This window comes from Phenylobacterium sp., from assembly GCF_004297125.1.
Classification (GTDB): domain Bacteria; phylum Pseudomonadota; class Alphaproteobacteria; order Caulobacterales; family Caulobacteraceae; genus Phenylobacterium.
Map to the genome: position 1 here is coordinate 179,761 of NZ_SCVD01000040.1, position 13,037 is coordinate 192,797.

A 13,037-nucleotide genomic window follows, 5' to 3' on the forward strand; every position below is an offset into this window, starting at 1 on the left:
CAGGCCTGTGGCTCAAGATCTTCGGCCACTAGGGAATCAGCAGCACCCGGCCGACCGCCTGACGGCTCTCGATGTAGCGATGCGCCTCGGCCGCCTCAGATAGCGGGAACTCCCGGTCGATCAGCACCTTGAGCTCGCCCCGGGCGACGTCGTCGATCAGCCGCTGGATGTTCTTCTGCACCCGGTCAGTGGCGATCTCGGCGCCCAGGAAGACGCCCGACAGGCTGCGGTTGCCGCCCATCATCGAGCCCACGTCGACCTGCATCGGTTCGCGCCCGGCCTGGCCGACCATCGAGACGCGGCCGCGGTAGGCCAGGCTCAGGATCGAGGATTGCAGGGTGGGGCCGCCCACCGAATCCACGATCACGTCGCAGCCCTTCTTGTCGGTCAGCCGCATGACCTCGGCCACCACGTCGTGGGTCTTGTAGTTGATGCCGTGGGTCAGGCCGATGGCCTTCAGCTTCTCCAGCCGCTCGTCCGACGAGGCGGTGGCCAGCACCATCGAGGCGCCCGCCCGCGCGGCGAGCTGGATGGCGGCCACGCCGACGCCCGACGCCCCGGCCTGGACCAGGACCACCTCGCCCTTCTTCATGCGCCCGAACTCGAACAGGCAGTCGTCGGCGGTGCCGAAGGTGACCGGGATGACCGCGGCCTCCTTGGTGCTGAGGCCGGGTGGGACCTTCCAGGCGGTCATGGCAGGGACGGCCCGCAACTCGGCGTGGCTGCCGAAGGCGCCAGTGCTGCAGACCTTGTCGCCGACCTGGAACTTCGTGACCTCCGCGCCGACCTCGACCACCTCGCCGGCGGCCTGGTAGCCGACCACGTGCGGCTTGGTCATCAGCGGGCCGCGCCAGCGGTTCAGGGTGTCGCCGCCCTCGATGGACACGGCCTCGACGCGGATGACGATGCCCTTGGGATGGCACTCCGGATCGGGGAAGTCCTCGTACCGCAGGACGTCCGGCGACCCGTTCTCATAATAGACGGCGGCTTTCATCGGACGCTCCCTCAAACGCTTGTTTGAAGCACGCTTCTCATGCCCTAGCGGCAGGCGCAAGCGCTCCGGCGCGTCTGGCGTTCGCTCGCGCGGCTCGGCTACTCGGCCGCGAGCGCCGCGGCTCGCGTCCGGCGCCGCAGTCGCATGGGCAAGCCGCCCCTGGGCCGCAGGGTCACGTTGTGGTGCAGCTTGACCGGGGCGTCGGAGACGAGGTCCAGGGCGTAGTGCTGGGCCACGGTGGCCAGGATCAGGATGATCTCGTTCACCGCCAGCATTTGACCGATGCAGACGCGGGGGCCCGCGCCGAACGGCATCGTCGCCAACCGGGGGCGACCTTCGCTGCGCTCGGGCAGGAAGCGATCGGGTTCGAAGCGTTCGGGTTCGTCCCAGGTCTGGCGATGACGCTGCTGAACCCAGGGGGCGAGGACCATGTACGTCCCGGTCTTGACCGGTGTCTCGCCCAGCATATCCGGCGCTGCGGCAATCCGGGCCGACATGCCGGGAGCCGGCGGGAACAGGCGCAGGCATTCATCCACCAGCCGGCGGGTGAAGGGCAGGCTGGCGATGTCGGCCTGGCCCGGCGTGCGGCCGCCGAGCACCTGGTCCAACTCGGCGTGGAGCCGGGCGGCCTCGTGCGGGTGCTTGGCCAGCAGGAACCATGCCCAGGCCATGGCGGTGGCGGTCGTCTCGTGGCCGGCCATGAAGATGGTGATGACCTCGTCGCGCACCTCGCGCGCCGAGAGGCCCGCGCCGGTGGTCTCGTCGCGGGCGGCGATCAGGCGGGAGAGCAGGTCGTCCGGCGGATCGGCGGAAGCCTCCCGCGCGGTGATCATCTCGGCGATGGCGCCGTCCAGCGGCCGGAAGAGCGCGGCCATGCGGGTCTCACGGGCGGCCATCCGGAACTTCCAGACTACGGGCAGCAGGTCGAGCAGGTTGAAGTCGGCGAGGTCGGGCGTGTCGTCCAGGGTCCGCGCGATCAGCGTCTCCAGGCCCTGGCCCGCTTCGTGGAACATGGTGCGGGCGATGATCGACAGGGTCAGAGCCGTCATCTCTTCGGCGGCGTCCACGACGGAGCCGTCCGGCAGTTCGTCCCAGCGCTGGAGGAAATGCTCAGTGCAACCGGCCATGGCTGGGGCGTAGCCGGCGACGGAACGTGGGTCGAAGGCCGGCGCCATGGTCCGGCGGTGTTTGCGCCAGAGGTCGCCGTCGATGCCCAGGAGGCCCTGGCCGAACAGGGCGGAGAACATACGCAACTCCAGCGGCGCCTTCGGATAGTTGGCCGCCTTGTCCACCAGCACATGCTTGGCCAGCACCGGGTCGCCTATGAAGATCATCTCGCCGATCAAGGTCTTCCGGCGGACGAAAGGCTCGTGGAACATCGCATCGGGCACGGACCACGGCATGCGCAGCCGCCGGCCACGCAAGCGGTCCGTCAGCGACAGCGTCGGCTTGTCGGCGAGTGCGCCGGGCAGGATTGGGTACGCGTCACGGTCGGGCATGGGCATGCCTCCAGGAACGGTGGCCTGTCGCCACTATAGCCTGGCTCTCGCCGCGCGCGAGAGGGGGATGTGGGCGTCGCGAAGTACAACTACCCGTTGCGTTTCACGTGGTTCCTGATCGCCGCGACGATGTGGTCCTGGTCGGCCTCGGTCAGGTAGGCGTGCATGGGCAGGGCCAGCACCTTTTCGGCCGCGGCCTCCGTCACCGGCAGGCCGCCGGGCTGGGGATAGCGGGCGTAGGGCGCCTGTCTGTGCAGGGGCACGGGATAGTAGACGGCGGTCGGCACGCCTTCGCCGCGCAGGTGCGCGGCCAGGCCGTCGCGGTCCTCGGCCTCGATGACGTATTGCGCCCAGACGGAGACTCCGTCCCGGATCACAGGCGGGGCGCGGACCACGTCGCCCAGGCCTTCGGCGTAGCGGGCGGCGACGCGGTTCCTGGCCTGGATCTCGTCGGCGAAGATCGAGAGCTTCTGGAGCAGGACGGCGGCCTGGAGGGTGTCCATCCGGCTGTTCATCCCGACCCGCATGTTCAGGTACTTCGGGTCGTGGTCGAAGGTGCGCCCCTCGAGGTCCGACTTTACCGCCTGGCCGTGGACCCGCAGGCTGACCAGCAGGTCGTGGAACCGGGCGTCCTTGCTCAGCACCGCCCCGCCGTCGCCGTAGCAGCCCAGCGGCTTGGCCGGGAAGAACGAGGTGGTGGTGACGTCCGCCCAGTGGATCGGGTGCTTGCCGTCCAGGGTGCAGCCGAAGCCCTGGGCCGAGTCCGAGATCAGCTTCAGGCCGTGCTTCGCGCAGACCGCGGCGATGGCGGGATAGTCCGCCGGCTGGCCGAACAGGTCGACGGCGATGACCGCGCGCGGCGTGAGCTTGCCGTCCGCCTTTACGGCCGCGACGGCGGCGTCCAGCCTGGCCGGGTCGATGTTGTAGGTGTCCGGCAGCACGTCCACGAAGACCGGCGAGGCGCCCACCAGCGGCATGGCCTCGGCCGTGGCCGCGAAGGTGAAGGACGGGCAGAACACCGCGTCGCCCGGCCCGATCTCCCAGGCCATCAGCGGCAGCACCAGCGCCTCGGTGCCCGAGCCGCACGACAGGGCGTGCGGCGCCTGGCCGAAGGCGGCGAGCTCGGCCTCGAACTGGGCGATCTCCGGGCCCATGATGTAGGCGCCCGAGCGGACGACCTTGAGGATCGCGTCCTCAAGGGGCTGGCCCAGCCGCTGGCGCTGGGTCTGCAGGTCGATGAAGGGGATCATGGCGGCGGCTTATGCCCTGCGCCGGCGGGCGCCGCCAAACACGCTTGGTATCGGTGTGTTTCCCTCAGTCCTTGTAGACCGTCCCACTCTTCATCACGAAGCCGACCTGCTTCAGGACCTCGACGTCCTTCAGCGGGTCGCCCTGGACGGCGATCAGGTCGGCGCCGTGGCCGGGGGTGAGGCTGCCGGCGTCGGCCGAGATCTGCAGGTGGTCGGCGGCGTTCACGGTGGCGGCCTGGATGGCTTCCAGCGGGGTGAGGCCGGCCTTGACCAGCAGCCCAAACTCGCCGGCGTTGTCGCCGTGGGCCGAGACGCCGGTGTCGGTGCCGAAGGCGATCTTCACGCCGGCCTCGTGCGCCCGCCTGGCCATGGCCAGCATCTTGGGACCCGCCTCCAGCGCCTTGGCCGACTGGGCGGGGGTGAGGAAGTTGTTCGGACCGCTGGCCACGCGATAGACGAAGTCGCCGGCCATCAGGGTCGGCACCAGGTAGGCGCCGTTCTTCTTCATCAGGGCGACGCCTTCGGCGTCCAGATAGGTGCCGTGCTCGATCGAGTCGCCACCGGCCTTCAGGAAGCTGGTGATGCCGTCGGCGCCGTGGGCGTGGGCGGTGACGCGCCGGCCCATGCGGTGGGCGGACTCGACGATCGAATTGAGTTCGTCCTGCGAGAACTGCTGGGCCAGGCCCGCGGCGGTGTTGGACAGCACCCCGCCCGTGGCGGTGATCTTGATGACGTCTGCGCCCTTCCAGACCTGCTCGCGCACCGCGCGGCTGCAGTCGGCGGCGCCCGAGCAGACCGAGCCCGGCCGCAGGACGTGCATCACGTCCTCGCGGAAGCCGTTCACGTCGCCGTGGCCGCCGTGGACCGAGATCGCCGATCCGGCGGCGACGATCCGTGGGCCGGGCACGTCGCCCAGGGCCGTGGCCTTGCGCAGGGCGAAGACCGCGTCGTTGTCGCCGCCCAGGTCGGCCACGGTGGTGAAGCCGGCCATCAGGGTGCGCTTGGCGTAGCGGGCGCCGATCAGCGCCTGTTCGGCCGAGGACTCGGTCACCTCTTCCAGGCGCGAGTTCGCGCCCTGCTGGCTGGTGATGTGGACGTGGCTGTCGATCAGGCCCGGCAGGACGAAGCTGGTCTTCAGGTCCACGACCTTGCCGCCCGGCTCGGAGACGTAGCCGTCGGCGATGCGCACCACCTTGCCGCCCTGGATCACCAGGGTCTTCTGCGTTTCAACCTTGCCCGAAGCGGGGTCGACCAGGACGCGTCCGGCCTGGACGAAGGTGGTGGCCTGGGTCTGCGCCACGGCGGGCGCGACAAAGGCGGCGGCGAGCGCCGCACCGAGGATGAAGGTCTTCACGGGTGTCCCCCAGAAACAAGCTGGCCGGACCCTAAATTCGAAGTCCGGGAAGCGCCAGCTCAGAACAGGATCAGCGGCATGACCGCCGTGATCGCGGCGGTGAGCGCCGGGCCGCAGATGTCGGGGTTGTAGCCGCAGCGGGCCTTGGAGAGGTCGGTGTCCTGGTAGCGCACCTCGAAGACCAGGTGCTTCCAGGTGGTCGCGGCGCCCAGGCTCCAGTAGGTGCGGTCGGCGTTGCGCTCGCTCCAGCGGCGGCCGGCCAGCGCCTTCAGGGTCAGGTGGGGCGAGACGGCGTACTGCGCCTCGCTCTCGATCCGCCAGGCCTCGCCGGAGCCGTACGAGCCCTCGGGCACGTAGCTGGTCAGGCCGACCAGGGTGAGCGGACCTTGCCTGCGGGTCACCGCCACCTTCCCCTGCCAGAAATTGTAGGTCGGCCCCGGCGTCTCGTTGTCCGGGAAGGCCGTGTACATGACGTCCAGCTTGAGCTCGGTCTTCGGGTCGAGCTTGAGGTTCTTCCCGCCGTAGACGTCGACCTCGTAGGAGGTTCCGAAGTCGTTGAAGTCCACCTGGCTGGCGAAGACGCCCACGTACCAGCCGTCGGGCCGGAAGTTGTGGACGTTGGCCTGGATCGCGGCGTGGCGGTCGGAGTTCGAGACGCCCTGGTAGCGGTAGTCGCTGGCGATCGCGACGGTGGAATAGAGCCCGCCCCAGTCGCTCGCGCGGGCGGCCGGGGCGGGCAGTTGCGAGGCCGCGAACAGCAGAGCGGCGGCGGGGAGGGCGGCGTGTGTCATGGCCGCGGTGGTAGCGCCGCCACGGGTTCAGGCGTATTGAATTGGCTGAATGAGTGATATCGATCAAAACAAACTTAGGCGCCTGGACGGCGGCCTCCTGCTGGTGTTCCGCGAGCTGCTGCGCAGCGGTCGGGCCAGCGTGGCGGCCGAACGCCTCGGCCTGTCGCAACCGGCGATCAGCCACGCCCTGGGCCGGCTGCGGGACCTGTTCGAAGATCCTCTCTTCGTGCGCCGGCCGCACGGGTTCGAGCCCACCCGGCGGGCGATCGAACTGGGGCCGCGGATCGAGGCGTTGATCGCCCTGGCAGGCGACGCGTTGACCCCCGACAGCCGCTTCGACCCGGCGAGCAGCAAGCGGATGTTCCGGCTGAGCGCGCCCGAGTTCGTCACCGCCCTGATCGGGGGGCAGTTGGTCAACCGCCTCAAGGCCGTGGCCCCCGGCGTGACCTTCGTCGTCGTCCACCACACCGAGGATCAGGCGTTGCGGGCGTTGAAGATCGGCGAGGCGGACTTCGCCGTCGGCCGCTTCGGCGCCGCCCGGCCAGGCTATGTCGTCGAGCCGCTGTTCGAAGACGCCTACTGCGCCGTCGCGCGGGTCGGGCATCCGAAGATCGACGGCGCCATGGACTGGGAGACCTGGCGCGACACCGGCCACATCTATGCGCGCTCGACCAGCGAGACCGGCGGCGACGTGACCAAGGACGAGGGCGACGGCCTGGCCGCGATGCTGGCGGCCGTGCCGCAATGGCTGACCGCCCTGGTGCTGGTGGCTTCCACCGACGGCATCGCCACGGTGCCCCGCCGCCTCGCCGAGCGGCACGCGAAGATGCTGGGCCTGCAGGTCATCGACCCGCCGTTCGAGCCCTTCCGGATCCAGGTGTCGGTGATGCGCCGCACCGGCGTCTCAGACGCCGGCGTCGACTGGTTCCTGGACGAGGTGCGGGCGGCGGCGACCGTCTAGATCTGCCGCGCGCGGCCTTCCCAGTAGGGTGCGCGCACCTTGCCGCGCTGGATCTTGCCGGCCTCGGAGCGCGGCAGGCTGGCCACGAAGTCCAGGCTGCGCGGGACCTTGAAGCTGGGCAGGCTGTCGCGGGCGAAGGCCAGGATCTCGTTGGCCAGCAGGTCCGAGGGCTCGTAGCCGGGCTTCAGCAGGATCACCGCCTTGACCTGCTCGCCCCACTCGTCGTGCGGCACGCCGACCGTCGCGCTGTCGGCGACCGCCTCGTGCTTGATCAGCTCGTTGTCGATCTCCTGCGGATAGATGTTCACCCCGCCGGAAATGATCGTCTCGGCGCTGCGGCCGGTGAGGAACAGGTACCCGTCGTCGTCGAAGTAGCCCATGTCGCCCATGGTGAAATAGTCGCCGACGCGGGACGCCTGGGTCTTCTTCTCGTCCTTGTAGTAGGTGAAGCCGCCGCCGGGCGGGAGCTGGTGGTAGATGGTCCCCGAGACGTTCGGCGGGCACTCGTTCCCCTGCTCGTCCAGGATCTTGGAGCCCAGCAGTTCGGGCTTCTTGCCGACCGAGCCCGGCTTGCGCAGCCACTCCTCGGAATTGATCATGAAGCCCGCGCCGCCCTCGGAGCCCGCGTAGTACTCGCTGAGCACCGGGCCGAACCATTCGATCATCGCGTGCTTGACCTCGGGCGGGCAGGGGGCCGCGCCGTGGACGATGTACTTCACGCTGCGGATGTCGTGCCGGGCCTTCACCTCGATCGGCAGCGCCAGCAGGCGCTGGAACATGATCGGCACCAGATGCATGTGCGTGACCCGGTGCTTGGCGATGGTTCGAAGCGTGTGCTCGCTGTCCCACTTGTCGAGGAAGACCAGGGTGGCGCCGGCGCCCATGGCGGCGCGCACGTCGAAGGCCAGCGGGGCGGCGTGATAGGCCGGACCGGCGCAGAGCTGCACCGAGGCGGCGTCGTAGCCGCGCAGCGCGTACATGGCCTGGGGTGCGACCACGGGGGTCGGACGGAAGACGCCCTTGGGCCGGCCCGTGGTGCCCGAGGTGTAGAGCATCTGGTTGCCCAGGACCGGGTCCTCGATGTCGGAGGGATCGAGGCCGGCCAGGGCCTGGTCGTAGTTCACGAAGCCGTCGATGCCGCCGCCGACGGCGACCTTGAGGCGCAGGTTCGGAGCCTGGGCCGCCGCCGGGGCGACGGTGGCGATGCGGGCCTCGCCGAACAGGGCCTGGGCCTCGCAGTCGTTGAGGATGTAGGCGACCTCGTCGACCGTCAGGTGCCAGTTCACCGGGGTGATGCGGAAGCCGGCGCGGAGCGTGGCGGACTGCACCTCCAGGAACTCGTGCCGGTTGGAGAGGATCAGCGCCACGGAATCGCCGGCCTTGAGCCCCGCCTGGCGCATCAGCCGCACCAGCCGGTTGGCATTGGCGTTGACCTCGGCGAAGGAACGGGTCGCCCCGTCGGGATCGATCACGGCCGCCTTGTTCGGCTGCACGTCGGCCCAGACCGCCATGGTCATGCCGTTGAGCGAAGCCGCCTCAAGGCGATGGTTCAGATCCTGCCGCTCGAGCACCGCATCCATCCCGTTCCTCCCGCACAGATTTACACTGTATCGTTCTCAATCTTCGAAAACGACAATGGCACGGGTGAGGCGAGGGCGGCTAGGCCCTCATGCGCCGGATCACGATCCCGCCGACGGTGGCGCCGACCGCTGTGAGGAACGTCCCCCAGGTGATGTCGATCAGGGTGATCTGCGTCGCCCAGACCTTGAGCGTCGCCTGGTTGGTCAGGTCGTAGGTCGCGTAGCACAGCGCGCCCAGCATGGCGCCGGCCGCCGTGGTCTTGATCAGCGGCTTGTCGCGCGTCGGCCAGATGGCCAGGGCGAGCACGCCCAGGATGTAGACGAAGTAGAAGACGATCGCGGCCGGGAAAGACACCGGGTCGCTGTCGGGCCGCAGCACCGCATCCAGTGTCGGCCGGTAGACCTTCGGTCCGAACTGGCTGAGCCAGACATAGTCCAAGGCCGCGATGGCGCCGGCCGTGGCGAAATAGGTCGCGGTCAGTCGAATCATCAACCGGTCTCTCTGCTGTCGCTGCCCGACGCGCGTCGTCAGCAGGCGCGTGGCTTCAATCCACAAGCATCGTTATGGCGACGTCTGACAACAAGCCAGGGAGTGACATCCGGATTGTCGGGATTCTGACGTAACAACGAAACGCTATTGCCCTCCTGGCCGCCAGGGCGCGTGTATGTTCCGGAATACGCGTCCCGGCCTGGACGCGGGCGGAGGCCGCCAGGCTGAGCGATGCTCTTGAAAGGCCAAGGATTGTACCGCTCTCCTCCCACTTCGGGCGCTCTCCCATTGCTGACACACTGGATTGGTGACGGCCGCCCACGATCGAAGGCTGTGGCTCTGGCCGCCGGCGCCGCCGGCGCCGCCTCCTCCATCGCTCTGGGACTCCTGCTGAAGGCCCAGACGGGCGGCGGGGAACCGCTTATGGCGGTGTTCCCGATCCTCCTGGTCGTTTGCCTTGGGTGGGGCGCGATCGCGGGTTGGGTCAGTCTCATCGCAGGCGTGGTCGGGGCCTGGTACTTTTACCTTGGCCGGCAGTTTTCATTCGTGGTTGGAGAAGAAGACGTCAGGGCGCTGGCCGTGGCGCTCGTCGTGGGCGTGCTGATAATTGGTGTCTGCCTGCTGCTGCGGTCGTGCATCGTCTCGCTCCAGGCGAGCAACGCCGCCTCGCTCTTGCTGGCGACCGGGCTTGCCGATCGCGGCCGGGAACTGGACAACCTGAACGCTGAACTCACCCTCGCGCTTTCGGACAAGTCCAGCGCCGTGGAGGCCCTGTCCCTGACCGAGGCGCAATTCCGAACCAGCTTCGAGGCCGCCGCCGTCGGCAAGGTGCAGGCCGAACCGCACACCGGCCGCATCATTCGGGCCAACCGGGCGTTCGCCGAGATGCTGGGATACGAACCCCAGGAACTCGAAGGTCGGGATGGGTGGGAGTTCACTCCGGTGGAAGACCGGGCGGAAGAGTCAGCGGCGTATCGCCTCGTCCTTGAGGGACGCCAGGCCGTCTATCTGCGCGAGAAGCGCTATCTCCGCCGCGATGGCACGACCATCTGGGGCCGGGTGTCGGCGACGATCACGCGCTCGCCGCAGTCGGGCGCGCCATTGCTGGCGATCGCGGTCATAGAGAATATCGACCATCGCTATAAGGCCGAGGCAGAGCTGGTTGCGGCGAAGGCGGAACTGGAAGGGATCCTCGCTGACCGTGACGCGACGATCCTCCAGCGCAACCTTCTGCTGCGCGAAGTCTACCATCGGGTGAAGAACAACCTGCAGATCATCGACGGATTGTTGATCATGCAGGGCCGACGGATCGCCGATCCCGACGCGAAGGCTGCGATCGCCAGCCTTCGCGGCCGGATCTACGCCCTGGGTCTTGTCCATCAGCAACTGATGGGGTCGCACGACCTGGAAACCTTCGACATCGCGCCCTTCCTCAATGACCTGTCGGCGAACATCCTCGAAGGAGGCGCGGCGAGAAACGTCGTACTTAGCGTTCGCGCGCCGCCGCTGTCCGTGGGGCTGGACTTCGCGTTACCCCTCGGCCTCATCGTGACCGAACTCATCACGAACTCGCTGAAGCATGCTTTTCCGAGCGGACAGGGGAACCTTGAGGTTATCCTTGAGCGTTTGGCCGATGGCGCGATCGTGCTGGTTGTCGCCGACGACGGGCGCCACGTCGAAGCGAAGGACACGGCGGACGGCACGGGTTCACTCGGGATGACGATCATCACGGGTCTCGCCAAGCAACTTGGAGGAAAATTGACGATAAACACCAGTCAAGGCACCCGCAGCGAACTGCGCATCGCCGCGCCGTCGCTGACGTGACGATCTCCCGAGCGAGTGTTCTGGTCGTTGATGACGAATTCCTGGTGGCAGAGGGTCTGTGCATGCAAGTTGAGGAGATGGGACACTCAGTGTGCGGCACGGCGGCGACCGCCGACGAAGCGATCCTGCTGGCGCAGGAACACAGGCCGTCCGTCGTGTTGATGGACATGCGCCTGAGGGGAGAGAAAGACGGCGTCGACGCTGCGCTGGCGATCTACTCAACCGTTCGCTCCAGGGTGATCTTCGTCACCGGGTCGAAGGAGCAGGCCACGATTGACCGCATCGAGCTCGACCATCCGGCCGGCATGCTGTTCAAGCCGGTTTCGAGCCATCAACTCAGGAGCGCGATCGAATTCGCGATCACTGAGGGGCCTTGGAACGACTCCGCCGAATCGTAACGGGCCCCGGCCGTTACGCTGGCCGCAGCCGATAGTGGCTCACGCCCCATTCCGTGCCGCCACGGTGGCCGAACAGGCCGGCGGTGGCCAGGAAGAACAGCCGCCAGCGCCTGTGCCACAGGGTGGCGTCGGCGCCGTAGACGCTCTCCAGCACAGGCCGGATCTTCGCGAGGTTGCGGTCGTAGAGCTCCAGCCAGTGCAGGGCGGTCTTTTCGTAGTGGGTTCCGCTCCAGCGCCAGTCCTGCTCCAGCACGAACAGGTCGGGGAACTGGGCGATCAGCCCGTGGCTGGGCATGACGCCGCCCGAGAAGAAGTGTTTGGCGATCCAGTCGGCCTCGTCGTTCACGTCGAAGCGGTAAGGCGTGGTCTTGTGCGTGAAGACGTGGATGAACAGGCGGCCGTCGGGCTTCAGCCAGCCCTTCACCCGGCTGAGCAGGGCGCGCCAGTTCGCCATGTGCTCGAACATCTCCACCGAGACCACGCGGTCGAACTCGCCCGACGCCTCGAAGTGGTTCATGTCGCAGGTGATGACCTCCAGGTTCGACAGGCCGCGTTCCTGGGCGCGGGCCATGATAAAGGCCTTCTGGCTGGCCGAGTTCGACACCGCGGTGATCCGGGCGTTGGGATAGGTCCTGGCCATCCACAGCGACAGCGAGCCCCAGCCGCAGCCCAGTTCCAGGATCCGCTGGCCGTCCTGCAGATCGGCGTGCTCGGCGGTCTCCTTCAGGCCGTGTTCCTCGGCCTGGGCCAGCGTGTCGCCGGGGTTCCGGTAGAGCGCCGAGGAGTATTTCAGCTGCGGGCCCAGGCAGTTCAGGAAGAACTCGGCCGGCACCTCGTAGTGTTGGGCGTTCGCCGCGTCGGTGTGCTCGGCGATCGGGCGCTCGGCCATCTCGCGGGCGAAGGTCGCATCGGCGTCCGGGCCTGTATTCCGCATCTGCCGGCGGGCGTTGGCCACCAGCAAGGTGATCGCGGTCTTGCGGACCACGTCGGGCAGCGGCGCGCCTTCGAAGGCGTCGATGGTGGCGGCGATCAGGCTCATGCAGGACGGACTCGCTTGGGGGGCAGGGGGAAGAAGACGCCGACGCGCGCCTGGTAGTCGCGGAACCTGTCGCCGCGGGACTTGAGCATGGCCTCCTCCAGCGGCGGGACGCCGGAGACATAGCGGAGCAGGACGTACATGACAGCGGGGGCGATGAGGGTCAGGAGGCTGACCGGCCGGGACGGGTCCAGGGCCATCGCCGGATAGGCCATCCAGCCCAGCCACTGGAAGAAGTAGTTCGGGTGGCGCGACCAGGCCCAGAGGCCGGTCTCGATGACCTTGCCCTTGTTGCCCGGGTCGGCCCGGAACCGCTTCATCTGGGCGTCGGCGATGGTCTCGCCGACGATGGCGGTCAGGAAGACCAGCGCCGCGAGCGCGTCGCGCAGGTCCAGGGAAGGCTCCGGCCGCTTGGCCGCCGTGACCACGCTCAGCGCCAGCAGGGCGGTGGCGGGCGCCTGGGGCAGGCTGACCCAGAGCATGGTGAGCGGGTAGTTCTTCGCCGTCCTGCGGAACTCGGCGTAGCGCGCGTCCTCGGGATGCCCCGCCACCCGCGGCGCCAGGTAGAGGCCCAGCCGCAGGCCCCAGACCAGCATGAAGGCCGCGACCAGCAGGCGGCGCGCGAGGCTGGTGTCCGCGCCCGTGGCGACGAACGCGGCGCCGGCCAACAGCAGGCCGCTCCCGAAGCTCCAGAACACGTCGGTCCAGCCGCCGTTCTTCACGGCGAGGCCGAACGCCCACGCCGCGATCATCACCCCCAGCATGAGGGCCAGGACGCCCAGGACGATCTGCAACAACATGCCTCGCTCTCCGTTGGCATACGACCACGATCCGCCGCCAGACGCATCCGGCCCTGTGAG

Annotated in this window: 12 protein-coding genes; 3 read left to right on the forward strand and 9 right to left on the reverse strand. The window is 68.4% G+C overall.

Going from position 1 to position 13,037, the window contains the following annotated elements:
* Positions 1-28 precede the first annotated feature (28 nt).
* The 5 genes from EPO51_RS27460 to EPO51_RS27480 form a co-directional block, all read right to left on the reverse strand.
* The gene (locus EPO51_RS27460; RefSeq protein ID WP_293357380.1) at positions 29-994 is read right to left on the reverse strand and encodes a quinone oxidoreductase family protein; all 966 of its coding nucleotides are present in this window, start codon (positions 992-994) and stop codon (positions 29-31) included.
* A gap of 98 nt (positions 995-1,092) precedes the next feature.
* On the reverse strand, positions 1,093-2,493 hold the full coding sequence (locus tag EPO51_RS27465) for a cytochrome P450 (RefSeq protein WP_293357381.1): 1,401 nt from the start codon (positions 2,491-2,493) through the stop codon (positions 1,093-1,095).
* An 89-nt stretch (positions 2,494-2,582) separates the two neighbouring features.
* Positions 2,583-3,743 carry a DegT/DnrJ/EryC1/StrS family aminotransferase gene (locus EPO51_RS27470; RefSeq protein WP_293357382.1) on the reverse strand — a complete coding sequence of 387 codons (1,161 nt, stop codon included), beginning with the start codon at positions 3,741-3,743 and terminating at the stop codon, positions 2,583-2,585.
* A 64-nt stretch (positions 3,744-3,807) separates the two neighbouring features.
* Positions 3,808-5,085 (reverse strand): metal-dependent hydrolase family protein, encoded by a 1,278-nt coding sequence (locus EPO51_RS27475; protein ID WP_465246646.1) that lies wholly within the window; start codon positions 5,083-5,085, stop codon positions 3,808-3,810.
* A 71-nt stretch (positions 5,086-5,156) separates the two neighbouring features.
* Positions 5,157-5,888 (reverse strand): TorF family putative porin, encoded by a 732-nt coding sequence (locus EPO51_RS27480; protein ID WP_293357383.1) that lies wholly within the window; start codon positions 5,886-5,888, stop codon positions 5,157-5,159.
* A 49-nt stretch (positions 5,889-5,937) separates the two neighbouring features.
* On the opposite strand from EPO51_RS27480, the gene EPO51_RS27485 reads away from it, so the two are divergent.
* Positions 5,938-6,849, forward strand: coding sequence for a LysR family transcriptional regulator (locus tag EPO51_RS27485; RefSeq protein WP_293357384.1), 912 nt, complete (start codon positions 5,938-5,940; stop codon positions 6,847-6,849).
* Here the strand turns inward: EPO51_RS27485 and EPO51_RS27490 are convergent.
* Together EPO51_RS27490 and EPO51_RS27495 are read right to left on the reverse strand one after the other, a co-directional pair.
* Positions 6,846-8,429, reverse strand: a complete 1,584-nt coding sequence (locus tag EPO51_RS27490; protein ID WP_293357385.1) for an AMP-binding protein — start codon at positions 8,427-8,429, stop codon at positions 6,846-6,848. The genes EPO51_RS27485 and EPO51_RS27490 overlap by 4 nt on opposite strands.
* A gap of 79 nt (positions 8,430-8,508) precedes the next feature.
* Entirely contained in the window at positions 8,509-8,919 is a 411-nt protein-coding gene (locus EPO51_RS27495; RefSeq protein WP_293357386.1) for a DUF2177 family protein, read from the reverse strand.
* Between the two features lie 333 nt (positions 8,920-9,252).
* Between EPO51_RS27495 and EPO51_RS27500 the strand changes: the two genes are divergently transcribed.
* Positions 9,253-10,743: a sensor histidine kinase gene (locus EPO51_RS27500; RefSeq protein ID WP_293357387.1), complete on the forward strand. Its 1,491-nt coding sequence runs from the start codon at positions 9,253-9,255 to the stop codon at positions 10,741-10,743.
* Complete coding sequence (locus EPO51_RS27505; protein WP_293357388.1) at positions 10,740-11,141, forward strand: response regulator; 402 nt, start codon at positions 10,740-10,742, stop codon at positions 11,139-11,141. The genes EPO51_RS27500 and EPO51_RS27505 overlap by 4 nt, the downstream gene beginning before the upstream one ends.
* Positions 11,142-11,154: 13 nt before the next feature.
* On the opposite strand, the gene EPO51_RS27510 is transcribed toward EPO51_RS27505, so the two are convergent.
* Together EPO51_RS27510 and EPO51_RS27515 are read right to left on the reverse strand one after the other, a co-directional pair.
* Positions 11,155-12,180, reverse strand: coding sequence for an SAM-dependent methyltransferase (locus EPO51_RS27510; protein ID WP_293357389.1), 1,026 nt, complete (start codon positions 12,178-12,180; stop codon positions 11,155-11,157).
* The gene (locus EPO51_RS27515; RefSeq protein ID WP_293357390.1) at positions 12,177-12,977 is read right to left on the reverse strand and encodes a DUF1295 domain-containing protein; all 801 of its coding nucleotides are present in this window, start codon (positions 12,975-12,977) and stop codon (positions 12,177-12,179) included. The genes EPO51_RS27510 and EPO51_RS27515 overlap by 4 nt, the downstream gene beginning before the upstream one ends.
* Between the last annotated feature and the right edge of the window lie 60 nt (positions 12,978-13,037).